The sequence below is a fragment of the Caballeronia glebae genome (genome assembly GCF_001545035.1).
In the GTDB taxonomy this organism is placed as follows: Bacteria; Pseudomonadota; Gammaproteobacteria; order Burkholderiales; family Burkholderiaceae; genus Caballeronia; species Caballeronia glebae.
The window spans coordinates 90,922-113,346 of the sequence record NZ_FCOJ02000003.1 but is presented as its reverse complement, the minus strand read 5'-3'; the positions used below and the strand labels follow the sequence as shown (position 1 = coordinate 113,346).

At 62.9% G+C, this 22,425-nt stretch carries 19 protein-coding genes; 10 read left to right on the top strand and 9 right to left on the bottom strand.

The window, feature by feature from the left end; all coding sequences use genetic code 11:
• Nucleotides 1-18 precede the first annotated feature (18 nt).
• The gene (locus AWB82_RS03285; protein WP_086965808.1) at nucleotides 19-996 is read left to right on the top strand and encodes an aldo/keto reductase; all 978 of its coding nucleotides are present in this window, start codon (nucleotides 19-21) and stop codon (nucleotides 994-996) included.
• A gap of 14 nt (nucleotides 997-1,010) precedes the next feature.
• Here the strand turns inward: AWB82_RS03285 and AWB82_RS03280 are convergent, their stop codons facing one another.
• From AWB82_RS03280 to AWB82_RS03270, 3 genes are all read right to left on the bottom strand, one after another.
• Nucleotides 1,011-2,567 (bottom strand): phospholipase D family protein, encoded by a 1,557-nt coding sequence (locus AWB82_RS03280; protein ID WP_086965707.1) that lies wholly within the window; start codon nucleotides 2,565-2,567, stop codon nucleotides 1,011-1,013.
• Between the two features lie 27 nt (nucleotides 2,568-2,594).
• A complete protein-coding gene (locus AWB82_RS03275; protein WP_407642971.1) occupies nucleotides 2,595-3,935 on the bottom strand; it encodes a TAXI family TRAP transporter solute-binding subunit in 1,341 nt (446 codons plus the stop codon).
• A 168-nt stretch (nucleotides 3,936-4,103) separates the two neighbouring features.
• Complete coding sequence (locus AWB82_RS03270) at nucleotides 4,104-5,171, bottom strand: hypothetical protein (RefSeq protein ID WP_407642970.1); 1,068 nt, start codon at nucleotides 5,169-5,171, stop codon at nucleotides 4,104-4,106.
• A 259-nt stretch (nucleotides 5,172-5,430) separates the two neighbouring features.
• On the opposite strand from AWB82_RS03270, the gene AWB82_RS03265 reads away from it, so the two are divergent.
• Nucleotides 5,431-6,384, top strand: a complete 954-nt coding sequence (locus tag AWB82_RS03265) for a D-2-hydroxyacid dehydrogenase family protein (RefSeq protein ID WP_086965806.1) — start codon at nucleotides 5,431-5,433, stop codon at nucleotides 6,382-6,384.
• Between the two features lie 8 nt (nucleotides 6,385-6,392).
• On the opposite strand, the gene AWB82_RS03260 is transcribed toward AWB82_RS03265, so the two are convergent.
• Together AWB82_RS03260 and AWB82_RS03255 are read right to left on the bottom strand one after the other, a co-directional pair.
• On the bottom strand, nucleotides 6,393-6,947 hold the full coding sequence (locus tag AWB82_RS03260) for a TetR/AcrR family transcriptional regulator (RefSeq protein WP_086965705.1): 555 nt from the start codon (nucleotides 6,945-6,947) through the stop codon (nucleotides 6,393-6,395).
• 57 nt (nucleotides 6,948-7,004) lie between these two features.
• The gene (locus tag AWB82_RS03255) at nucleotides 7,005-7,436 is read right to left on the bottom strand and encodes a hypothetical protein (protein WP_086965704.1); all 432 of its coding nucleotides are present in this window, start codon (nucleotides 7,434-7,436) and stop codon (nucleotides 7,005-7,007) included.
• 158 nt (nucleotides 7,437-7,594) lie between these two features.
• Here AWB82_RS03255 and AWB82_RS03250 point away from each other — a divergent pair, with 158 nt between their 5' ends.
• On the top strand, nucleotides 7,595-8,725 hold the full coding sequence (locus AWB82_RS03250) for a peptidyl-alpha-hydroxyglycine alpha-amidating lyase family protein (RefSeq protein WP_407642972.1): 1,131 nt from the start codon (nucleotides 7,595-7,597) through the stop codon (nucleotides 8,723-8,725).
• A 7-nt stretch (nucleotides 8,726-8,732) separates the two neighbouring features.
• Here the strand turns inward: AWB82_RS03250 and AWB82_RS03245 are convergent, their stop codons facing one another.
• Together AWB82_RS03245 and AWB82_RS03240 are read right to left on the bottom strand one after the other, a co-directional pair.
• Entirely contained in the window at nucleotides 8,733-10,751 is a 2,019-nt protein-coding gene (locus AWB82_RS03245; protein WP_086965805.1) for an MFS transporter, read from the bottom strand.
• Nucleotides 10,752-10,980: 229 nt separating this feature from the next.
• Complete coding sequence (locus AWB82_RS03240; protein WP_086965804.1) at nucleotides 10,981-11,904, bottom strand: DNA-3-methyladenine glycosylase family protein; 924 nt, start codon at nucleotides 11,902-11,904, stop codon at nucleotides 10,981-10,983.
• Nucleotides 11,905-12,064: 160 nt separating this feature from the next.
• On the opposite strand from AWB82_RS03240, the gene AWB82_RS37885 reads away from it, so the two are divergent.
• On the top strand, nucleotides 12,065-12,232 hold the full coding sequence (locus AWB82_RS37885; RefSeq protein WP_200818028.1) for a hypothetical protein: 168 nt from the start codon (nucleotides 12,065-12,067) through the stop codon (nucleotides 12,230-12,232).
• A gap of 32 nt (nucleotides 12,233-12,264) precedes the next feature.
• On the opposite strand, the gene AWB82_RS03235 is transcribed toward AWB82_RS37885, so the two are convergent.
• Nucleotides 12,265-12,627, bottom strand: a complete 363-nt coding sequence (locus AWB82_RS03235) for a hypothetical protein (RefSeq protein WP_200818027.1) — start codon at nucleotides 12,625-12,627, stop codon at nucleotides 12,265-12,267.
• An 83-nt stretch (nucleotides 12,628-12,710) separates the two neighbouring features.
• The gene (locus AWB82_RS03230) at nucleotides 12,711-13,466 is read right to left on the bottom strand and encodes a GntR family transcriptional regulator (RefSeq protein WP_086965702.1); all 756 of its coding nucleotides are present in this window, start codon (nucleotides 13,464-13,466) and stop codon (nucleotides 12,711-12,713) included.
• A 164-nt stretch (nucleotides 13,467-13,630) separates the two neighbouring features.
• On the opposite strand from AWB82_RS03230, the gene AWB82_RS03225 reads away from it, so the two are divergent.
• From AWB82_RS03225 to AWB82_RS03200, 6 genes are all read left to right on the top strand, one after another.
• On the top strand, nucleotides 13,631-14,851 hold the full coding sequence (locus AWB82_RS03225) for a pyridoxal-phosphate-dependent aminotransferase family protein (protein ID WP_086965701.1): 1,221 nt from the start codon (nucleotides 13,631-13,633) through the stop codon (nucleotides 14,849-14,851).
• Entirely contained in the window at nucleotides 14,848-15,612 is a 765-nt protein-coding gene (locus AWB82_RS03220) for a 2-keto-4-pentenoate hydratase (protein ID WP_086965700.1), read from the top strand. The genes AWB82_RS03225 and AWB82_RS03220 overlap by 4 nt, the downstream gene beginning before the upstream one ends.
• A gap of 54 nt (nucleotides 15,613-15,666) precedes the next feature.
• Entirely contained in the window at nucleotides 15,667-18,705 is a 3,039-nt protein-coding gene (locus tag AWB82_RS03215; protein ID WP_086965699.1) for an FAD-binding and (Fe-S)-binding domain-containing protein, read from the top strand.
• A gap of 294 nt (nucleotides 18,706-18,999) precedes the next feature.
• Nucleotides 19,000-20,286, top strand: a complete 1,287-nt coding sequence (locus AWB82_RS03210; protein WP_086965698.1) for an MFS transporter — start codon at nucleotides 19,000-19,002, stop codon at nucleotides 20,284-20,286.
• Between the two features lie 85 nt (nucleotides 20,287-20,371).
• Nucleotides 20,372-21,154 carry an enoyl-CoA hydratase/isomerase family protein gene (locus AWB82_RS03205; protein ID WP_086965697.1) on the top strand — a complete coding sequence of 261 codons (783 nt, stop codon included), beginning with the start codon at nucleotides 20,372-20,374 and terminating at the stop codon, nucleotides 21,152-21,154.
• 1 nt (nucleotide 21,155) lies between these two features.
• Nucleotides 21,156-22,394, top strand: a complete 1,239-nt coding sequence (locus AWB82_RS03200; RefSeq protein WP_235023150.1) for a CaiB/BaiF CoA transferase family protein — start codon at nucleotides 21,156-21,158, stop codon at nucleotides 22,392-22,394.
• Nucleotides 22,395-22,425 lie beyond the last annotated feature (31 nt).

Here is a 22,425-nt window from a genome sequence, read left to right as displayed (position 1 = left end):
TGCAAGGAGATTCGCACGATGGACTACGTGAAACTGGGCTCGACCGGTCTCGATGTGTCGCGGCTCTGTCTGGGTTGCATGACCTACGGCGTGCCCGATCGCGGCACGCATCCGTGGACGCTCGACGAAGAACAGAGCCGTCCGCTCATCAAGGAAGCACTGGAAGCGGGCATCAATTTCTTCGACACCGCCAATACTTACTCGGATGGCACGTCAGAGGAAATCGTCGGACGCGCCCTGCGCGATTTCACGAAACGCGACGATATCGTGATTGCGACGAAGGTCTTCAATCGCATGCGTCCCGGCGCGAATGGCGCGGGGCTCTCGCGCAAGGCGATCTTCAACGAGATCGATAACAGTCTGAAACGGCTCGGCACGGATTACGTCGATCTCTATCAGATTCATCGATGGGATTACACGACCCCGATCGAAGAAACGCTCGAAGCGCTGCACGATGTCGTGAAGGCAGGCAAGGCGCGTTATATCGGCGCTTCGTCGATGTATGCGTGGCAGTTCAGCAAGGCGCTCTATACGTCGCGCGCGAACGGATGGACCGGGTTCAAGACGATGCAGAATCATTTGAATCTGCTGTATCGCGAGGAAGAGCGCGAGATGATGCCGCTTTGCAAGGATCAGGGCATTGGCATGTTGCCGTGGAGTCCGCTCGCGCGCGGCCGTCTCACGCGCGAATGGGACGCGACGAGCGCGCGTCAGGAATCGGATACGTTCGGCAGCACGCTATATCGCACCGACGATGCCGATCGCGCGGTCGTCGAAGCCGTGGCTGCTCTCGCGAAGGCGCGCGGCGTGCCGCGTGCGCAGGTGGCGCTCGCATGGGTCGCGCAGAAGGCGCCGGTGACGGCGCCGATCATCGGTGCATCGAAGCCCGGTCATGTGGCCGATGCGGTCGCGGCCTTATCGCTGAATCTCACGGCCGAGGAGATCGCGCAACTCGAAGCGCCGTATGTGCCGCATGCCGTGTCCGGTTTCAAATGACAAAATCACGCGGATCATAGCTGCGATTCGATTGGCAAGAGGCCCAGCATCCAGATTCCGGCGCGCTTGAACGCGGACACGCCCGGCTCGCTATCGAGCACGGTCGTGTTGCCGTTGGCGTCGGTGTCGATCCACACCATGCGCGTGCCGCCGTTGCCGTCGTCGCGCAGTTCGACGCGCCACGCGATGCGATCGATGTTCGTCCCGATGCCATCCGCCACTTGCTCGGCGGCTGCCGTGCTTTCGCAATAGACGCCGATCTCCGTGTTCAACTCTACAGAACGCGGGTCGAGATTCATCGAGCCGATGAAGATGCGCTTGCGATCGAACACATAGGTCTTCGCATGCAGCGACGCCTTCGACGATCCGAAGGTCGTTTTCTTCGCGCTCTTGTCGTCGTCCGTCGATGCGACGGGCTTCAGCTCGTACAGGCGCACACCCGCTTCGAGCATGTCACGGCGATAGCGCTGATAGCCCGCATGCACCGCGCCGACATCCGTGGCCGCGAGTGAATTCGTGAGCACGGTGACGCGCACGCCGCGCGCTGTCATCGACCGCAGCCATCGCACGCCTTCGTCGCGCGGCACGAAGTAGGGCGACACGATCAGCATTTCCTTGTCCGGATCGAGATTAAGCGCCTTGAATTGCGACATCAAATGGCCTTCGGTGTCGCCGGGCGCGCGCGTGATCTTCGCGGGATCGTCATACAGAAGCGTCGCCTTGCCCCACGAAAACGCGGTGTCGTGCGACTCGATAACTTTCGTGTAGCGCTTGCGAACTTGCGCGACATAAGGCGAGGTCTGTTCCGATAACAAATACGTGTCGAGCTTCTGGCGATAACCGGCGAGCGCGTCGGGATCGGCTTGACGTCGCACCAGGTTCTCGATCGGATAGGCCGCATCCGAGTTCCAGTACATGTCGAATGCACTCGATACCTCGCGCACGACAGGACCATGTACTAGCACGTCGAGATCGCCGAATGCGACCGTGCTCGATGCGCCGAAGTATTCGTCGCCGATATTGCGCCCGCCGAGAATCGCGGCCTGGTTATCGGCGATGAGCGCCTTGTTATGCATCCGGCGATTCACCCGAAAGAACTCGACCGCGGAGCCGAGCCGCTTAAACGTGCGGTTCGCCACGGGATTGAAAAGCCGCACCTGCACGTTCGGATGCGAAGCGAGCGCGAGCAGGAATCGATCGTCGGCATTGGTGCCGAGATCGTCGAGCAGAAGGCGCACGCGCACGCCGCGATCGGCCGCGCGCATGACCGATGCGGCCATTTCGCGGCCCGTCAGATCGTCGTGCCAGATGTAGTACTGGAGGTCGAGCGTGCGCTGCGCGGCCTCGCTCAGGATCACGCGCGCGATGAGCGCGTCCATGCCGTTCGGTAGCAGGTGGAACGCGTTGTCGCCGGGATGCGCGGCTTCGCTCGCCGCGAAGGTCGTGCCGAGGCGCGTGTTCGCGGTGTCGGCTAGCGCGTGCGTGTCCATGCGTCCGGTCTGAGGCGGAAGGCTCGCGCAGGCCGTCATCAACAGTGCGAACGCAATGGCGAACCAGTTACGAAATTTCATTGCGTGCCCTCGGCTATGTGCTGCATGCTAGACCACGCTTTTTTCCCGCCGCAACGCTTCGGTGAGACGCGCGCGCACGAAGCTCACGTGCTCGCGCAGCACGTAGAGCGCATCGGCGTAGGCGAGCGGCAGCTTGAGCGTATCAAGCGATTCCTCGATGTAATCGAGCTCGACGACAAGCGCGCGACGTTCGTCTTCGCTCGTGACGCGCATCGCACCGCGTTCCACCGCGATCAGCGCGCCGTAATAGCGATAGATGCGCGAGCGCACGCGCCAGCGATACAGCGCGGGCACGAGCCGCAGCGCGGGAAAGATCAGCACGGCGACGGGCAGCAACAACACGAGCGCGCGATCCGCGATATTCGCGAGCCAGAACGGCAGCGTGCGATACAGGAAGCTCTTGCCCGAGCGGTAATAGCGGCTCGCGTCTTCGCTGATCGGAAACTCATGCGCGACAGGACTCGGGAATTGCCCCGCGCGCTGCAGCAAACCGGCCGTGCCATGCACTTCCTGCGCGGCTTCGATGAGCAAGTCGGATAGCGCCGGATGCAGGCTCGGCCGCGCGACCAGTTCGGCAGTCGGGCTGATCAGATGCACGCTCTCCGGTGGAATGCGCCGGCCGAGATCGAGCACGCCGGGCGGCAACTCGATATCGTCGAGATATGGAAAAAGTCGCGTGTAGGCGCCCGATTCCTTGAAGTCCATCACCGAGATGCCGGGCACGCGCAAGAGGCGCAGCATCAGGCCGCGCGTCGCGGAATCGCCGGAGAGGAAGACCGCGTCGGCCTCGTTGCTGACGAGTTGTGTCGCGGCCTGCAAGCCGTCGGTAGGCAGAAGCTGTGTGTCGCCGCCGGGATAGATGCCGTTCGCTTCCAGCAGGTTCAGCGACAGCATGCGCGTACCGCTGCCTTCGCGGCCTATCGCGATGCGCTTGCCCGCCAGTTGCGAGAGGAGCGTGAGGCCCTTGCCTCGATAGAACACGACGAGCGGCACATAGGTCACGCTGCCGAGCGACATCAGGTGCGATGCCTGTTCCTTCGTCGCGATGCCGCCTTGCACGAGCGCGAGATCGACGTGCTGCTTCGGATCGAGCAGGCGTTCGAGATTCTGCACCGAGCCGTCCGAAGGCAGCACTTTGAGCGTGATGCCGTTGCGCGCGAGCAGCTTCGCGTATTCCTGCGAGATGACATAGAACGAGCTGTCGGGTTGACCCGCGCTCATCGTGATGGTCTTGGGCGGCGCGGGATCGACGAGCCAGTAGACGAGCGCGACGACGATAGCAATGACGAGCACCACGGGACCGGCCGTCCATGTGATGTCGTGCAGGACGCCCTTTGCATGATCGCGAGGCAGATGCGGGCGCTTCATGCGATGCCTCGTCATGAGCGTGCGTTTGTGACTGCTTGCGTGTCGGGAAGGACATGGAGCATGTCGTGTCGGTGTCGGAAGCGGCGTTGCTTCGCAGTGTAACGCGGGACGCAGACAAAACGACAAGGCCGGCGCGCACGCGGCCGGCCTTCTTTCGTCGATGCCCGGTTATGCCCAGTGCGCCGGAATCCAGAACCTGCCGACCCAGTGACCCGGGATCAGAACCGCGCGATGCGGGACCACATAGACGGTCTTCGCGGGCGCGACATACACGGTCTTGACCGGAGCCGGAGCCGGCGCGACATACACGGTCTTGACGGGAGCCGGCGCCGGTGCGACGACCACGGTCTTGACGGGAGTCGGCGGGGGCGGCGTGACCACGACCGTCGACGGAGCCGGCTGCGGTGCGATCACCACGGTCGTCGCGGGCGGCGGAGGCGGCGGCAGCATGACGGGCGCGGCAACGACCGTCGTTCCGCTGACGACGGGCGTCGTGGCGACCACCGTCGTGCTCGACGTGACCGCGCCGCCACCGACGACCGTCGTGCTGTGCGAGCCGTTCGTGACCGTCGCGGTGCCCGACGTCGTGACCACGCCCGGCGCGACGCTCGTCGCGCTACCCGAATGCGTGACGGTGCCACCGTTCGCCGTGTTCACGGTGCCGGAGCGGTTGCAGGTGTAGCCCGCGCAATTCGTCGATGCCGAGTGCGTCGACGTGTTGCCGTTCGGTCCCGTCACCGAGCCGGACGACGAGTACTGGCCGGGTGCGGTGCGTGTCACGGTATCGCTGCCGGTCGCGGTCTTGCCGTTCGGGCCGGTCGCGCTGCCGTTGTGCGAGCAACTGCCGCCCGCGCAGCTCGTGTCGCCCGCATGCTGCACCGAGCGTCCGTTCGGACCGTAAGCGGTGCCGGAGTTGGAGAACTGGCCGGGCGCGGTGCGCGTCACGGTGCCGGAGTTGGTGGCGACGCGGCCCCACGGATTCTCGACGCCGCCCGCATGCGAGCAACTGCCGCCGCCGCAGGAACCGCCGTGCGCGCCCTGATATTCGCCGCGGCCGGTGTAGGCCGTGCCGCCACGCGCCCAGCCCGCGAAGGCCGAACTGCTGCACAGCGTGAGCGCGGCGGTTGCCGCGACGACGAGTAACTGACGCACACGGCGCACGCGGCGCTTGCCCGAATCCGCGTCGCATGCGGGCGCAACGCGGACGTTCGAAGCGAAAGTCGATCTGTTTTTCACGGGATGTCCTTCTCGGTTCTTTAGGCCACGTTGCGTTTCGTGTGGCGACGGAAGTGACTATAGAGACGCGCTCTTATGAAGTCCCGCGATAACTTATTTCATGTTATGTCATCGCTGGCGGCACGGCGCTATGCCGCATGGAACAAGGGTTTACCGGATCGCTGAGAATCTCGCGACGGCCGCGCGCGGCATGAATTCGCGCATTGCGTCACACTGGCGGCTATCGTTCGATCCATTCGTCATAACATTTGAAATCGCCATGACAACATCTACTCCGATCAAGATCGCCGTTCTCGATGACTATCAAAACGTCGCGCTCTCCATGGCCGATTGGTCGCCGCTCGACGCGCGCGCCGAGATCACCGTGTTCAACGATCACATGGCGGAACGCGGCGCGCTGCTCGCACGTCTGCGGCCGTTCGACGTCGTCTGCGCGATGCGCGAGCGCACGCCGTTCTCGCGCGACATCATCGAGAGCCTGCCGAACCTGAAACTGATCGCATCGACGGGCGCGGCGAATGCATCGATCGATCTGGATGCGGCGTCCGAACGCGGCGTCGAAGTGCGGCACACGGGTTATACGTCCACACCGACGATCGAATTCACCTGGGCGCTGATTCTCGCGAGCATGCGCAACATTCCCCCCGAAAACCGCTCGCTTAAGGAGGGCGGCTGGCAGATTGCGCTCGGCACGGAGCTAGCGGGCAAGACGCTCGGCTTGCTCGGCCTTGGTCGCGTGGGCTCGGCGGTCGGCGTGATCGGCCGCGCGTTTCGCATGAACGTGATCGCGTGGAGCCAGAACCTCACACGCGAGCGCGCCGAGGAAAAGGGCGTGCAACTCGTCGACAAGGACACGCTCTTCGGCACCTCGGACGTGCTCTCCGTTCACCTGCGCCTGAGCGAGCGCACGCATCATCTCGTCGGCGCGCGGGAGCTTGCGCAGATGAAGCCGACGAGTCGCATCGTCAACACGTCGCGCGGACCGATCGTCGATAGCGCGGCGCTCGTCGATGCGTTGAAGTCGGGCAAACTCGCGGGCGCGGCCATCGACGTCTACGATGAAGAACCGCTCGCTGTGAACGACCCGCTGCGTTCACTGCCGAACGTGCTGGCGACGCCGCATATCGGCTATGTATCGGAGGATCTGTATCGCACGTTTTACGGCGATACGGTGCGCAACATCGTCGAATGGCTCGATGCGCGCAAAGCTTGATATCGCGCTTACGACGCCTTCGATTCGCCGGGCGGCAAGAGCAAAAACAACGTTTCGATCGCGGAGTTCGCGCGGCGCTTGCCGTCCGTGCGGCCGACCGCGAGATCGATGACCGCGAGTCCTACGACGAGCGCATGAACCATCGACACATGCTCTTTCGTGACCGCAAGGCCCATTGCTTCGAGCATGCGCGTGATGCGTACAGCAACGCCTTCGGCGAGTTCGCGGAAGAGGCTGCGTATGGTCGGTTCTTCGTCGGCGGCTTGCGCGAGCGCCATCAAGACGCGCGTGTTCTCGTGGCGCATCGCGACATTCGCTATCGATGCCGCGGTGATCTTGAGCGACGCTTCGCCCGCGAAGGCATCGACTGCGGCGAGTTGTCCGTCGATGGCGGTGCGCGCGACAGCTTCGATCAACGCGAGGCGCGTGGGGAAATAGTAGGTCAGATGACTCTGACGCAGGCCCGCGCGCGCAGCGACGCGCGGTTGCGTGAAGCCTGAATAGCCTTCTTCGCGCAAGGTGGCGAGGGCGGCTTCGAGTATGGTCTGTCGACGATCCTGCACGGGGTGCGATCCACGTTTGGTTAAATTACCAAACCTTAGCGTGAGCGATGCACGGCGTCAACCTCGTGAATCGTCATAGGACGGCGGCTGCGGATTGTGCGCGGGGTTCGTGTCGAACATGCGGATGTCGGTTATCGCCGCGCTTGCGAGCGATCGAAGATCGGCTTCGAGCGCATCGGCGAGTGCCTTGTCATAGACTTCGTCGCCATTTACATAGAGTGTGAACGCTTCGAGATATTTTGCTTTCTTGCCGGGATTCTCGATGGTTTCGCGCGTCCACCGGTATAGCGGATAGAGCTCGATGCCATCGCGTTCCGCCTGCGCGACGTAATCGGCAAAGGCGTCGTACTGGCATTTCAATTGAGCGTCGTGTTCGATCAGCAATCCGTTGATCGAGGCGAGCTTTTCGTTTGCCGGGTCTAGACGCGCCATTGCCGCGTATTCGGGCGCGAGGCGGATTCGAACTTGGTATTGCCAGGATTCGGCCATGATGTCCTTTCGATGTTGAAAGCAATCTATCGACTCGCATGTGAATAATGCAGTTCATGCACTACACTTCCTCTCGCATTGCGAAGCAAGCCGGCCATCGACGTTCATCAATGCAGTCGACGAACAAGAGGAGGTTATCAGTGAGTCTTCGACATTCGATGTACTGCCCATGTTGCGACACCGCGCCGAACGCCGCAAGCCGGCGTCGCTTCCTGGCGCTCGCGGGTCAAAGCGCCGCCGCGCTCGCGCTCTTTCCGCATCTCGCGTACGCCGATAACGACGTGCCGTCCATTGCCTACGATTCCGTTCCCGATCCTGTACGTTTGCCGCGCGATACGTACTTCGGCGAATGCTCCGGCGTCGCGCTGAATTCGGCGGGGCATATCTTCGTGTTATCGCGCGGCAATAGCATCGGCCCCGCCTATGGCGCAGCCGCGGCGCAATTGCTCGAATTCGATCGCAATGGACGCTTCGTGCGCGAGATCGGCCATAACCTTTATGCCTGGTCGTTCGCGCATACGGTCAAGGTGGATCGGCAAGACAATGTCTGGGTGACTGACAAGGGCTCGGACATGATCATCAAGTTCACACCGGAAGGCCGCGTCGCGATGGTGTTTGGACGCAAGCAGGAAGCAGCGGATGAAGAGACCGCGCCGCTCAAGCATCCGAATCCGCCGTTGCCTTCCGAGCCGGGGCGTTTTCGACAGGTGACGGACGTTGCATGGGATGCGTCCGGCAATACCTATATCAGCGACGGATACATCAACTCGCGCGTCGCGAAGGTCGATAAGGACGGCAACTGGCTCAAGTCATGGGGCGAACGCGGCAAGGAGCCGGGGCAATTTCATACGCCGCATAGCATTGCAGTCGACAGGAACGGCCTGGTCTATGTCGCCGATCGCAGCAACCGGCGCATTCAGGTTTTCGACGGCGAAGGCAATTTTCAGCGGCAATTCACGATCGACGTGCCCGTGCCGCCCGATGCGCGCCCGGCAATCGGCAACATGCCCGATGAAGCGGCGATCGCGGCGGGGACATTCGCGCCGGGTTCGCCCTGGGCCATTTGTATTTCGCCGGGGCCGAATCAAGTGCTGTATTGCTCCGATGCTTTTCCGGGCCGGATCTACAAGTTATCGCTCGACGGAAAATTGCTCGGCGTGCTCGGGAAATCGGGCAAGCAATTGAAGCAGTTCGGTTGGATTCATGAAATGGCGTGCCCGGCGGAAGGTACGTTGTTCGTCGCGGAGTTGCTCAATTGGCGAGTGCAGAAGCTTGTATTGCATGGGTGATTGCGCATTACTTGTTCGATGGCTTCGGTCGCTTCGATCGCATCGACATGATGGGCGTCGGCTGCGCGTCGCATCGATTCTCCCGCCACGCGCGCACCGTATCGAGCGCGACGGAATTGCGCACATAGCGATGCCACACGAAGGCGAGATCGAAGATCAGGATCGCGAGCCACCACGCATAGAGAAAGAATGCTCCGCCAAGGACGACGGGCCATAAGGGTTTGCCGGCAAGATCGCCCCATAACCTCACGCCTACGATCAGCACCATCGTCAGCGTGCCGAGCGCGACGAGAATACGCCGTCCCCAATGCGGTTTGCGTGGCGCGAGCCAGCCGCTTATCGCACAGACGAGTCCCGCGAGTACGAAGACCGCCTTGCCGACGACGGGGTCCGCGCTATCGCGATGCAGGATATCCGCGAACGGACTGGCGAGAAACGCGGCCACGCCGCTCAAGAGAACGAACCAGAAGATCAGCGCACCCGCGACGAACGACAGAAGCGCGACGATGCGCCAGCGCAGCCACGCGGCCGTGTGTCTTGCGCCGCGCGCCTTGACGAGACGCGGAAGGCGCGCGGCGACCGTCGTTCCCATCAACAGGCAGGCGAGCGCGAACACGGAGCGCGTGAGATAGATGAACTCGGGCGCGGTGCTCGTGCCGCCCGCGCCGGAGTCGGACGAGGCCGTGACGGCTTTATAGATGAAGAACACGGCGAGCAGATGCAGCGCGAAGCTCAGCAGATAAGGAATCGCCGTGCTCACGACGCCGCGAAAACGCCTGTTTTGCGGGGCTTTTGCGGTGTTCCTGTCGAGTACGACGTTCTCGATGAAGTGGCTGAAGACATCGCCGTCGGTCCAGTAGTCGGTATGCGCTTTGCCCGGTAGCCAGTAGCGCGAGAAGCCGATGTCATGCTCCGGCTCGAATTCGAACGCAAGACAACCACGATGACGGAGATAGGCGCGCGCCGTATCCAGCGCGAAGCCGACAGGATCGCCGAAGTCGTAATAGTTGCGCCACCGAATGCGTGAAGGCAAGGTTATCGGGCCGCCGGGACGCTCGATCAGGGTCACGGTATCGCCTTGTAGTTCGCTCTTCAACGCCATGCTTTCCCATAGCTTTGGCCATAAGAGGATGTGCTTGTCGATCGGCGAACCGATGGTCATGAAGCCGCGCAGACTTTGCACCCAGTCGGTGCTGATGATCTGCTTGCCGTCCTTCGGGTCGGCCACGGTCGGTGTCGATAACGCCTGCAAAATCCCGAGAAAACTGATCACGGTCCCTTCGCTGTGCGCGACGATATACACCTCGGGCGCGCACTGGCAACGCGCGGTTGCGAGCGCGACGAGCCGCTCCATCACACGGTGGAAGCGAAAGACGATGGTTTCCCGATGCTGCCTGAAATCCGCGACGAGCTGAACGTCGCCAACATAATCGCGCAACATCGGCGCTAGGTCGAACTTGAAGATGCCGGCTTTCTCCGTCACCGCGAGCAGGCTTTGCATCACGGCCACGGTTTCGACGATCTCTTCGACGATGCCAGACGCGAGCGAGAAATCAGCGGGTTCGAGCTTGCGTTCGTCGACGTTGAGCATGTAGGTCGCCTGCGCGCGGCTCACGATCGACAGTCCCCACGCCTTGCTCTCTTCCAGCGTGTCGTCCTGCTTCACGACTTCGCGCGGAATGTCGGCCCAATACACTTCAGCGAAACCAAGGGCGGAATAGAAGTCGCGTTGCGCGGCCGTATAAGGACCGCCCGGCGGCAGATCGAGCTGGCGCACATCCACTTCGCCGACGCCCGCGATGTCGAAGTAGCCAAGCGGCATTACCGGCAGCGGCGGCTCATAGCGCGCGCCGAACTGGCTCGCCACCGAGCGCACCGTGTCGCTGTGCAGCTGATTGCCGATGCCATGTATCGCGACGACGATCTTCTGCACGCGCGGCACGATCGGTACATCGGACGCGGGTTTCGTTCGCGATGCCGCGTCTGCGCTTCTCGGGCCTTGCGCGTCGAGGGATGATGCGTTCATGAGCGTCTCCCGATGGCGTTTCATCAGTGCATCTTCGACTCTGGACCTTGCGCCGCGCGCGCAGCTTTGCGGCCTCGGCGACGCCCCGCTCGAAGCAGATTAGTCCATTTTTCAGACAACGGAATGGAATGATCGGCGCGATGTTTTGCACGCTATCAGCGCGACTGGCATTTTGCATGCGTGATGCTGCATGCAAAATGCGGCCACGGTCGAATGCATGCGTGCGATGTCAGCCGCCGCGCGCGAGTCCTGTTTCCATCGCCACGTCGTTCCACAGATGCATCGCCGCATACGCGCGCCACGGCCGCCAGCGCTCGGTATGCGCGCGCTGCTGGGCGGGTTTGGCAAGCGACGGGTCGCGTCGCGCGATCGCCTGCATGAGGACCAGATCGGCGTCGGGCCAGGCGTCGGGATCGCGTAACGCACGCATCGCGACATAGCCGACGGTCCACGGCCCCATGCCCGGCATGGCGAGCATGTCGCGTTTCACGCGTTCGGGATCGGCGCCGGGTTCATCGAGGGGAAGCGCGCCGGTTGCGACCGCGTGCGCGAAACGCTGCACGGTCTCGATGCGTCTGGTGGGCATGCCGATCTTCTCCAGATCGGCGGCGGCGAGTTCGGCGGGCGTGGGAAAGCGCCACGCAGTGCCTTCGTGCGGATGGCCTTCGATCCTTTTGCCCGCGCGCTGCACGATACGGTTCATGATCGTCGACGCCCCTTTGACGCTCACCTGTTGCCCGACGATGGTTCGCACCACGAGTTCGAAGCCGGACCACGCGCCGGGCACGCGCAGACCGGGGGAGGCCTCGACGAGCGGCGCGAGCACAGGGTCGGCGCCGAGGCAGCGAGCGATCTCGCGCGGATCGGCGTGCAGGTCGAACATGCGCGCGAGCGGCGCGGCGAGAGCTTCGGCGTGCCGCGCCACCGCGCCCTCGACATTCACGACGAGCCGCTGCCTGCGTTCGTGCGGCCGGACTTCGACGGTGCCATCGGCACCTTGCCATTCGATCGCACGCCGATACACGCCGTCCTCGACCGACTCGACGCCCGCCGACGCGCGGCCGCCGATGAATTTCAGCATGCGTGTCCAGTCGAAGGGCCGTCTGAAGGGCAATTCGAGCGTGGCGGTCGATGTGTCGATGGTCGAATGCATTTTGAATGCCGTATGCGCGTTGGTCGAATGCATGCCGATGTTACTCCGGCGGACCGCATGGCCGTCGCGTCGCGATGCTCATTCTTCGCTAACTCTCGGCGTCGACAATGCCTCACATCGACAGCAACGAATCAATCTCAGCCAGCCGAAGGAGCCGAACATGAACGCCATCTCGATCAGCATCGTCGCCATCGTTATCACCGCCGCGCTCGCGGCCATCGCGCCGGTCACACATTACACGCAGCATGAAATCGCCGTGCTCAGCGCGCATGCCGCGAGCACGCGCGCCCAGGTTCAACTCGGCGCGGGCAGCGGACTGACGGCTTGATCGATGCGCGCTGAATCAGGGCGCGCGTCGGATCAGGGGCGCGTCGCCAGTTCCATCGTGCTCGCGTGCAGCATCTGCCTGAATTCGGAATCTTGAGAAAGCGCCTGGCGCGCGCTCGTGACGAGTTGCGGGCGACGCTCCCATTGATCGGAGCGCACGACGCAGCGCGCGAGGACATCGCTGTAGATGGGACGAAGCCCTTCGCGGTCGTGCGCCGCGGTCAGTCGGGCGATGTGGACTTTTTCGTCGCGCGTGAGTCCGCGCGTGAGGCAGTCGACGGTCTCGCGGTCCATTGCGGCCTGCGCGGCGTCGAAGTCCGGCGAGTGATAGAAGGTAAAGCCCGTGATGACGAGCACCGCGCCGAGCGCGATGCATGCCCCTCGAATTTTAGTCAACGCTATCCCCGATTGAAGGCTCTAACGGCCGTGGGGCCGTATCCTACCTTAGCTTCCGGGAACTCGCGCGACCGTTCTATTCGTTAGCGCCCATCCGGCGCCGACTTCTCCGTCGCGCGTCTTTTCGACGTCGCGGGTTTCACCGTCGTCAGGGTGCGCTCCGCGAGCACCGCGTCGCGCTTGGACAGCAAATGCTTGCGCAGAATCTCGCCCATGCGCCGGCTATCGCGCGTCTCCAGCGCTTCGATCATTTCTTCGTGATCGCGAATGGCGCTGTCCCACTTCGGCGTTTGAAAATTCGAACGAAAGCGCAACGCCATCAGGCGCCGGTTAATCGACACATAGGTCTGCCGCAAGGCCGTATTGCGCGCTGCTTCATTGATCCTGTCGTGAATGGCCTGATTGCGGCTGTAGTAGCCGGAGAGATCGTTTTGCGCGCGGCAGGCGAGCATTGCGTAATGCAGCGCCTTGATCTCGGCGATCTCCAGCGGCGTGATGCGCTCGCACGCCAGCTCGCCCGAGAACGCTTCCAGCCCGCTCATCAGTTCGAACATCTCGCGGATCTCGAACTCGCTCATCTGCGATACCGACGCGCCGCGGTTCGGCGAAATTTCTATCAGCCCTTCGGCGGCGAGCACCTTCAACGCCTCGCGCAGCGGCGTGCGTGAAATGCCGAGCGTTTCGCACAGCTTGCGCTCGTTGAGCTTGACGCCGGGCGCAAGCAGGCCTTCCACGATGAAGCCGCGCAAGTGGTCGACCACGGTGTCGTGCAGACGCAGGCGCTCGACTTTCGGCAGCGCAGAAGAAACGTGCAGGTCTGGTATATCGGGATTTTGCATTCAATACCTCGAATTCTGTTTCCGGCAATTTTAACCCAGCCCTAGTTGAAAAAAACGCCAGCGGGTTATCCCTAGGCCGTTCGGCCTATGTATTCCTTTACCTGCCTCCGTCGCTGCGTTATTGTATTTTGCATGCAAAATTACATCTAAGAGGACGCCGACCCATGTTGAAGTTCGATTTCCATCCTGCTGGCCGCCACTTCCTGCAGATCCCGGGACCGAGCCCCGTGCCCGATCGCATTCTGCGAGCGATGAGCTACCCGACTATCGATCACCGCGGGCCGGAGTTCGGCGCGCTGGGTCTCAAGGTGCTCGATGGCATCAAGAAGATCTTCAAGACGAGCCAGCCGGTGGTGATCTATCCGGCCTCGGGCACGGGCGCATGGGAAGCGGCGCTTTGCAACACGCTGAGCCCCGGCGACACGGTGTTGATGTACGAGACGGGCCACTTCGCGACGCTCTGGAAGAAGATGGCCGAGAACCTCGGGCTGAAACCGGAGTTTCTCGGTTTGCCCGGCATCGAAGGCTGGAGGCGCGGCGTGCAGGCCGACATGATCGAAAAGCGCCTGCGCGACGACACGCAGCACGCGATCAAGGCCGTGTGCGTCGTCCATAACGAAACGTCGACGGGCGTGACGTCGGACATCGCCGCCGTGCGACGCGCGATCGACGCCGCGAAGCATTCCGCGCTGCTCATGGTGGACACGATCTCCGGTCTCGCATCGGCCGACTATCGCCACGACGAATGGGGCGTCGACGTGACCGTCTCCGGCTCGCAAAAAGGCTTGATGCTGCCGCCGGGGATCAGCTTCAACGCGGTGTCGGAGAAGGCGCGCGAGGCGTCGAAGCGCGCCACGCTGCCGCGCGCGTTCTGGGAATGGAGCGACATCATCGAGATGAACAAGGACGGTTACTGGCCTTACACGCCGAACACTAACTTGCTCTACGGCCTTTCGGAAGCACTCGACATGATCCTCGGCGAAGGGCTCGACAACGTGTTCGCGCGCCATCAACGGCTAGCGGCCGCATGCCGCGCGGCGGTCGCCGCATGGGGCCTTGAGATTCAATGCGCCGATGCCGCCGTGTATTCGCCGGTGCTCACGGGCGTGATGACCCCCGAAGGCGTCGATGCCGATGCGGTGCGCAAGCTCATCTACGAACATTTCGACATGTCGCTGGGCACGGGGCTCGGCAAGCTGAAGGGCCGCATGTTCCGCATCGGTCATCTCGGCGATTGCAACGATCTCACGCTGATGGCTGCGCTCACCGGTTGCGAAATGGGGCTGAAGCTCTCGGGTATCGAGTTGAAGGGCAGCGGCGTCGCGGCGGCGATGGAGTATCTGACGAGCCACGTCGCGAAGCCCGCGCTGAAGGCGGCCGCATGAGCGCCGCGTTCGACGCCGACGCGCTCGCACGGCTGTTCGTCGAGGCACGCGCGCATCGCGCGAAGCTCGGCGCGTTGCCCGCAGGCGCGCGTCCGGCCGATGCCGACGATGCCTATGCCGCGCAGGACGCGACGCTGCGTGCGCTGAGCGCGGACGTCGGCGGATGGAAGGTCGGCGCGAAAACGCACGATGGCCCGATTCAGGGTGCGCCGCTTCCCGTCGATGGCATGCATAAAACCGGCGCACGTCTTTCGATGCATACGTTCGGCAAGGCCGGTCTCGAACTCGAAGTTGCCTTCCGGCTCGGCAGGCGTTTCGAAGCGGGCAGCGGACCGTACAGCGATGAAGAAGTGATCGCCGCGATCGAGTCCGTGCATGCGGCCATCGAGGTGGTGGCGAGCCGGTTCTCCGCGTGGCCCGATGTCGATAAGCCATCGCAACTCGCCGACTTGCAGAATCACGGCGCGTTGATCGTCGGCGAGGGCGTGCCGTACGACGCGGCGTTTCCCTTCGTATCGCCCGCGATGACGTTCACGTTCGACGGGGCGCCGCTGTTCAACGGCGCTTCGGCGAATCCGGCGGGCGACCCGCGGCGCCTGCTCGCGTGGACGGTGAATCACAGCGTATCGCGCGGGCGAGCGGTCGAGCGCTCAACCGTGCTCACGGCGGGCTCGTACACCGGCATGGCCTTTCCCGATGCGCCCGGCACGGCCGTGGGCACCATCGAAGGCTTGCCTGCCGTCGAACTGCATTTCGCATAACGCATTCATAAGGCCAGGGACCGCACGACACTCTGGCATTCACCGACAGCGACGATGCTCAATTCCCCCACAGACCGGCTCGTCAAGCCGATCCACCTGATGCCCGCTTCGGCGCGTGCGCGGGTCGCGTCCACGCCAACGCCGTTGCAGGCGCGACTGCAACGCGAGTTGAAGGGCGATGTGTTGTTCGATCGCGCATCGCGCGGGCGCTACGCCACCGATGCGTCGATCTATCAGATCATGCCGCTCGGCGTCGTCGTGCCGAAGGATCAGGACGACTTGCGCCTCGCGTTGCAGATCGCCCGCGACAGCCGCGCGAGCGTGCTTGCACGCGGCGCGGGCACGAGCCAATGCGGGCAGACAGTGGGCGAGGCGCTCGTCGTCGACACGACGAAGTGGCTCAACAACATCATTCACTTCGACAAGGACGCGCGCACGGTCACGGTCGAGCCGGGCGTCGTGCTCGATCATCTGAATGCGTGGCTCAAGCCGCATGGTCTCTGGTTTCCGGTGGACGTATCGACGAGCGCTCAATGCACGATCGGCGGCATGGCGGGCAACAACTCGTGCGGCTCGCGATCGATGGAATACGGGATCATGGTGCATAACGTCGACGCGATCGACGCGATCCTCGCCGATGGTCACGAAGCGCGCTTCGGCAAGCTCTCGTCCATGATGACCGATGCACGCACGCGCGATCTCGTCGATGGCGTGCGGGGCATTGCGACGCGCGAGCAACAGGAAATGCGCGAACGTATCCCGAAGGTGCTGCGGCGCGTGGCGGGCTATAACCTGGATCTTTTCGATTGCCAGAGCCCGCTCGCTTTCAGCAGCGACGGTGAGCCGAATCTTGCGAATCTGCTGGTCGGTTCCGAAGGCACGCTCGCGTTCAGCCGCCAGTTGACATTGACGCTCGCGCCGCTGCCCGCGCATAAGACACTCGGCGTCGTGAACTTCCCGAGCTTCTACGATGCGATGGACATGACGCAACACATCGTGAAGCTGGGACCCGTGGCGGTGGAACTCGTCGATCGCACGATGATCGATCTCTCGATGTCGAATCCCGCGTTTCGTCCCGTCATCGAAAAGGCACTGGTCGGCGAACCGGAGGCGATTCTGCTCGTCGAATTCGCGGGCGCTGAACGTGATACGCAAGTGGCAAAGCTTGCGCAACTCGTCGAGTTGATGAGCGATCTCGGCTTACCGGGATCGGTCGTGCAGATGCCCGACGCCGGTTCGCAAAAGGCGTTGTGGGAAGTGCGCAAGGCCGGCCTCAACATCATGATGAGCATGAAGGGCGATGGCAAGCCGGTGTCGTTCATCGAAGACTGCGCGGTGCCGCTCGAACATCTCGCCGAGTACACGAGTCGCTTGACGGACGTCTTCAGGAAACATGGAACCGAAGGAACGTGGTACGCGCATGCAAGCGTCGGCACGCTGCATGTGAGGCCGATTCTCGACGTGCGCCGCGACGGAGCCGTCAAGATGCGCGCGATCGCGGAAGAAGCCGCGGAGATGGTGCGCGAATACAAGGGCGCATTCTCGGGCGAGCACGGCGACGGTTTGTGCCGCGGCGAATGGGTCGCATGGCAATACGGGCCGCGCATCAACGAGGCGTTCCGCGATATCAAGCGGCTCTTCGATCCGGAGAACCGGCTGAGCCCGGATCGCATCGTGGCGCCGCCGAAGATGGACGATGCGCGCAACTTCCGCTTTCCGCCTTCTTATCGCGAGCGCGGTTTGACGCCTCGCCTGGACTGGTCGGCATGGAACGTCACGCGCGATCCGTCGACGGGCGAGCAGAGCGCGCCGGGATCGGGCGGCGATCTGTCGGGCGGCCTCGCGAAAGCGGTCGAGATGTGCAACAACAACGGCCATTGCCGCAAGTTCGATGCGGGCACGATGTGTCCGAGCTATCGCATAACGAAGGACGAGCAGCATGTCACGCGCGGCCGTGCGAACACGTTGCGGCTCGCATTGTCTGGACAGCTGGGCGATGACGGGCTCGCGAGTCAGGATGTGAAGGACGTGCTCGATCTCTGCGTGTCGTGCAAGGGTTGCAAGCGCGATTGTCCGACGGGTGTCGACATGGCGCGCATCAAGATCGAGGCGCGCGCCGCATGGACGCAGCGTCATGGCGTGCGCTTGCGCGAGCGGCTGATTGCGTTCCTGCCGCGCTATGCGCCGTATGCGAGCCGTATGCCGGCGCTGTCGAATGCGTTCGAAACGAACATGCCGGGTGTTGCACGCTGGCTCAAGTCGAAACTCGGCCTCGCGCCGCAACGCGCATTTCCGCGTTTCACGAAACCGTTTCTCGCGAACGCCGCAGACAAACCGGTTGCACCTGCAACTAATCAGGTTCTGCTCTTCGTCGATACGTTCAACAACTATATGGAGCCCGAGAACGCGAGCGCCGCAAAGCGCGTGCTCGAAGCTGCGGGTTATAGCGTTCATCTGAACGTGAAGGCGGGCGAACGGCCGCTGTGCTGTGGGCGCACGTTCCTTTCGGCCGGTCTCGTCGATGAAGCGAAGGCCGAAGCACGTCGCGCGCTCGATGCGCTCATGCCTTATGTCGAGCGCGGCGTCGCGATAGTCGGCCTGGAACCTTCGTGCCTGCTGTCACTGCGCGATGAATTTCTCGGATACGGCTATGGCGATGCCGCGCGCAAGTTATCGCAAGCATCGTTTCTGTTCGAGGAATTCCTCGTGCGCGAAGAGGCGGCCGGACGATTGCAATTGAAGCTGAAAGCGCTGAATCAGCCGAACGCTCTGCTGCATGGACATTGCCATCAGAAGGCATTCGATGCCGTGCGCCCCGTCGAGAAGGTGCTCGGCTGGATTCCGGGGCTCGATGTGAAGACGATCGAATCGTCGTGCTGCGGCATGGCGGGCAGCTTCGGCTATGAAGCGGAGCATTACGACGCGTCGCAGGCAATGGCGGAGTTGTCGCTGCTGCCGGCGGTGCGCGCCGCGCGCGATGCGCTGATCGTGGCGGACGGCACGAGTTGCCGTCATCAGATCGCAGATGGTGCGCAAAGAGAGGCGTTGCATGTCGCGCGCGTGCTCGCGATGGCGCTCGATGCAAAGGATTGAAGACAGCAAGACCAGCAAGACCAGCAAGACCAGCAAGACCAGCAAGACCAGCAAGACGAGAGTTTCATTCACCGAAGCAAAACAGCGGACATCGACGAGCCGCGACCAGGAGACGAAGCATGACATCACCGCGCAAACCACGCATTCGCAAGCTGCGCCGTAGAACGCAATAAGCAGGCTCCTGTCGAGCCGCAGTCCTCATCCGACGTACCCACGCGAAGTTCCGCATGCCGTGACATCGGCGCCATTCGATATTCGAGGGCGTCGGGCGCGCACGCGGCCAACAAGGAGACGATGATGTTCCGTCGAGCCACGACGCGCGTTTTGCTGCTGCTATGCGCGATGTATTTCATCACCTATATCGACCGGGTCAATGTCAGCACCGCGGCGGTCCAGTTCGGCGCGGAGCTTGGCCTCTCGCACACGCAAATCGGTTTCGTGTTTTCCGCATTTGCGTATCCGTATCTCGTGTTTCAGATCATCGGTGGATGGGTGGGCGACCGTTTCGGCCCGCGCCGCACGCTCACGCTGTGCGCGATGATCTGGGCGGGCGCCACCGTGCTGACCGGTCTCTCGGGCGGCTTCATATCGCTGATCGTGGCACGCGTGCTGCTCGGCCTCGGCGAAGGCGCGACCTTCCCGACCGCGACGCGCGCGATGTCCAACTGGATGCCCGCCGATCAGCGCGGCTTTGCACAAGGCATTACGCATGCAGCATCACGCATCGGCAATGCAGTGGCGCCGCCGCTCATCGTCTGGTTGATGATCGCGACGAGCTGGCGCGGCGCGTTCATCATCACCGGGGTCATCAGTTTCATCTGGGCGCTGGCGTGGGTTTTCTACTTCCGCGACAACCCGCGAGATCATCCGCGCATCACGGAGACCGAATGCGCGACGCTCGCGACCTATTCGGGCGTGAAGCAACGCACCCCCGTGCCATGGCGCGCGCTGCTCGGCCGCATGGCGCCCGTCACGGCCGTATATTTTTGCTATGGCTGGGTGCTGTGGCTCTTTCTCGGCTGGATTCCGCAGTACTTCCTGCATAGCTATCACATGCAGCTCGGCAAGTCGGCGTTGTTCGCGTCGGGCGTGTTCTTCGCGGGCGTGCTCGGCGACTGGCTCGGTGGTTCCCTCACCGACCGCATCCTGAGAAAAAGCGGTAATGTGCGTCTCGCGCGCAACGTGATGGTCGGCGTGTGCATGCTGCTGACGCTGCTGTCTCTCGCGCCGATCATGCTGGTTTCCGACATCTCCATCACGCTCGCGGCAGTGTGCCTTTCCGCCGGCTTCTTCTTCAACGAAATGACCATCGGTCCGATGTGGTCCGTGCCGATGGATATCGCGCCCAAGCATTCGGGCACCGCGTCCGGCATCATGAATTCGGGTTCGGCGCTGGCGGCGATCATCAGCCCTGTCATGGGCGGCTGGCTGATCGACCGGACGGGCAACTGGAACCTGCCGTTCACCGTGTCGATGATCCTGATGGCAGCGGGCATCATCCTGTCGTTCACGATGCGCCCGGATCGCGCGCTCGAAGTAGAGGAGGAGAAAGACGCGGCTGACGCGCGCAAGTTCGTGTGACCCTGCGCAGGCAACGGTTCAATGCATTTTGCATGCATTGAACCGCATCGAATAACGCATTTAGCATTCAATTCATGGAGGCGACGTGGCGGAACCATCCATCCTGATCGAGCGCGACGGCGATATCGCGACGGTCGTGATTGACCGGCCCGAGAAGCTCAACGCGATGACCAAGCACTTGTGGCGCTCGCTCGGCGAGACCATCGAGACGCTGTCCGGCGACGACACACTGCGCTGCATCGTGTTGCGCGGCGCGGGCGAAAAGGCGTTTTCGCCGGGCAACGACATCGGAGAGTTCCGCACGGATCGCTCGAACGTCGGACAGGCGCGCGCGTATGGCGCGATCATACATCGCACTTTGCATGCATTGCGCGAGTGCCGGCATCCGGTCGTCGCGATGATTCATGGCATCTGCGTCGGCGGCGGTCTCGAAATCGCCGCGATGTGCGATCTGCGCATCTGCGGCGAATCGAGCCGCTTCGGCGTGCCCATCAAGAATCTCGGCCTCGTGATGGCGCATGCGGAAATGGAAGGGCTCGTGCGTCTGGCGGGGCCTGCCGCCGCGCTCGAAATACTTCTCGAAGGACGCATTTTCGATGCAAAGGAAGCGCTCGCGAAAGGCCTCGTCACGCGCGTCGTCGCGGATGGGGAAGTCACCGCGCACGCTTATGAAACCGCGCGGCGCATTGCGGACGGCGCGCCGCTCGTCGCGCGCTGGCACAAGCAATTCGTGCGTCGCGTGATGGAACCCGAGCCGCTCACCGACGAAGAGCGCGATGAAGGCTTCGCATGCTTCGGCACAGAGGATTTTCGCACCGGCTATCAGGCCTTCCTCGACAAGATCAAACCGCAATTCAAGGGACGTTGACATGGCAGACACGAAATCGACGGCAGCGCCTGGCGCGGGTCCGCTTGCGGGCATGCGCGTGATCGAGCTCGCGCACATCATGTCGGGGCCGATCTGCGGGATGATGCTCGCGGACATGGGCGCCGACGTCATCAAGGTGGAGAAGTTCCCCGGCGGCGACGATTGCCGTCGTTTCGCGCCCATTCTCCCGAGCGGAGAATCGGCTTCGTTCATGATCGTGAACCGCAACAAGCGCGGCATCGCCCTCAATCTGAAGACGGAAGGCGGCAAGGAAGTGCTGAGAAAGATGCTTGCGAGCGCGGACGTTGTGACGGAGAACTATCGACGCGGCACGATGGAAAAGCTCGGCATGGGATATGAAGCGCTCAAGGCGATGAATCCCGGGCTTATCTATTGCGCGATATCGGGTTATGGCCGCAGCGGACCGATGGCCGACAAGGGCGGCTTCGATCTCATCGCGCAAGGCCTGAGCGGTCTGATGAGCATGACCGGCGAGCCGGGGCAAGCGCCGATCAAGGCCGGTTCGCCCGTCACGGACATCAACGCGGGCATTCTGGCGGCGCTCGGCATCAGCGCGGCCTATGCGAGAAAGCAGGCGACCGGCCTCGGGCAGATGGTCGATACCTCGCTCTTCGAAGCCGGCCTGCAGCAGATGTACTGGGCCTTCGCCAATTACTTCGCGGATGGCACGGTCTTGCCGAAAGCCGGCTCGGCCAATCCGACGAGCGCGCCGTATCAGGCATTTCGCACGCGCGACGGCTGGGTCAACATCGGCGCGGCGAATCAGAGCAACTACGAGCGTCTCGTCGGCGTGTTGAATATTCCGGGCCTCGACGAAGACGAACGCTTTCAGACCAATGCGGGTCGCCTCAAGCATCGCGAGGCGCTTGTCGAGATCCTGAGCGCGCGCCTTGTCGAGCGCACGACCGACGAGTGGCTCGTTTCGTTCGATGAGATCGGCTTGCCCAGCGGCGCGGTGCTGGGCGTGCCGGAAGCGTCGTCGCACGAGCAGGCGATCGCGCGCGGGATGATCGTCGAGACAGCGCACCCGCTCGCAGGCCCGATGCGCGGCATCGGCTTGCCGATTCACTTCTCGGAGGGTTGCACGAAGGCTTCGCGTCCCGCGCCGCTGCTCGGGCAGCACACGGGCGAAGTGCTCGACGAATATGGCTTCGATGAAGCACGCATTCAGGCGCTCAAGGACGAAGGCGCGATCCTGGAAACGGAAGTTCCCGCGTGAGATCGACGCGCGAGCAAAAATGGTTTTATGC

Excerpts from the sequence above, each read along its gene's own strand:
- AWB82_RS03280 (WP_086965707.1), bottom strand. The coding sequence starts at position 2,567 with ATGAAATTTCGTAACTGGTTCGCCATTGCGTTCGCACTGTTGATGACG.
- AWB82_RS03210 (WP_086965698.1), top strand. The coding sequence starts at position 19,000 with ATGATGTTCCGTCGAGCCACGACGCGCGTTTTGCTGCTGCTATGCGCG.
- AWB82_RS03250 (WP_407642972.1), top strand. The coding sequence starts at position 7,595 with ATGTACTGCCCATGTTGCGACACCGCGCCGAACGCCGCAAGCCGGCGT.
- AWB82_RS37885 (WP_200818028.1), top strand. The coding sequence starts at position 12,065 with ATGAACGCCATCTCGATCAGCATCGTCGCCATCGTTATCACCGCCGCG.
- AWB82_RS03255 (WP_086965704.1), bottom strand. The coding sequence starts at position 7,436 with ATGGCCGAATCCTGGCAATACCAAGTTCGAATCCGCCTCGCGCCCGAA.
- AWB82_RS03215 (WP_086965699.1), top strand. The coding sequence starts at position 15,667 with ATGCTCAATTCCCCCACAGACCGGCTCGTCAAGCCGATCCACCTGATG.
- AWB82_RS03245 (WP_086965805.1), bottom strand. The coding sequence starts at position 10,751 with ATGAACGCATCATCCCTCGACGCGCAAGGCCCGAGAAGCGCAGACGCG.
- AWB82_RS03275 (WP_407642971.1), bottom strand. The coding sequence starts at position 3,935 with ATGAAGCGCCCGCATCTGCCTCGCGATCATGCAAAGGGCGTCCTGCAC.
- AWB82_RS03200 (WP_235023150.1), top strand. The coding sequence starts at position 21,156 with ATGGCAGACACGAAATCGACGGCAGCGCCTGGCGCGGGTCCGCTTGCG.
- AWB82_RS03265 (WP_086965806.1), top strand. The coding sequence starts at position 5,431 with ATGACAACATCTACTCCGATCAAGATCGCCGTTCTCGATGACTATCAA.
- AWB82_RS03240 (WP_086965804.1), bottom strand. The coding sequence starts at position 11,904 with ATGCATTCGACCATCGACACATCGACCGCCACGCTCGAATTGCCCTTC.
- AWB82_RS03285 (WP_086965808.1), top strand. The coding sequence starts at position 19 with ATGGACTACGTGAAACTGGGCTCGACCGGTCTCGATGTGTCGCGGCTC.
- AWB82_RS03220 (WP_086965700.1), top strand. The coding sequence starts at position 14,848 with ATGAGCGCCGCGTTCGACGCCGACGCGCTCGCACGGCTGTTCGTCGAG.
- AWB82_RS03230 (WP_086965702.1), bottom strand. The coding sequence starts at position 13,466 with ATGCAAAATCCCGATATACCAGACCTGCACGTTTCTTCTGCGCTGCCG.
- AWB82_RS03225 (WP_086965701.1), top strand. The coding sequence starts at position 13,631 with ATGTTGAAGTTCGATTTCCATCCTGCTGGCCGCCACTTCCTGCAGATC.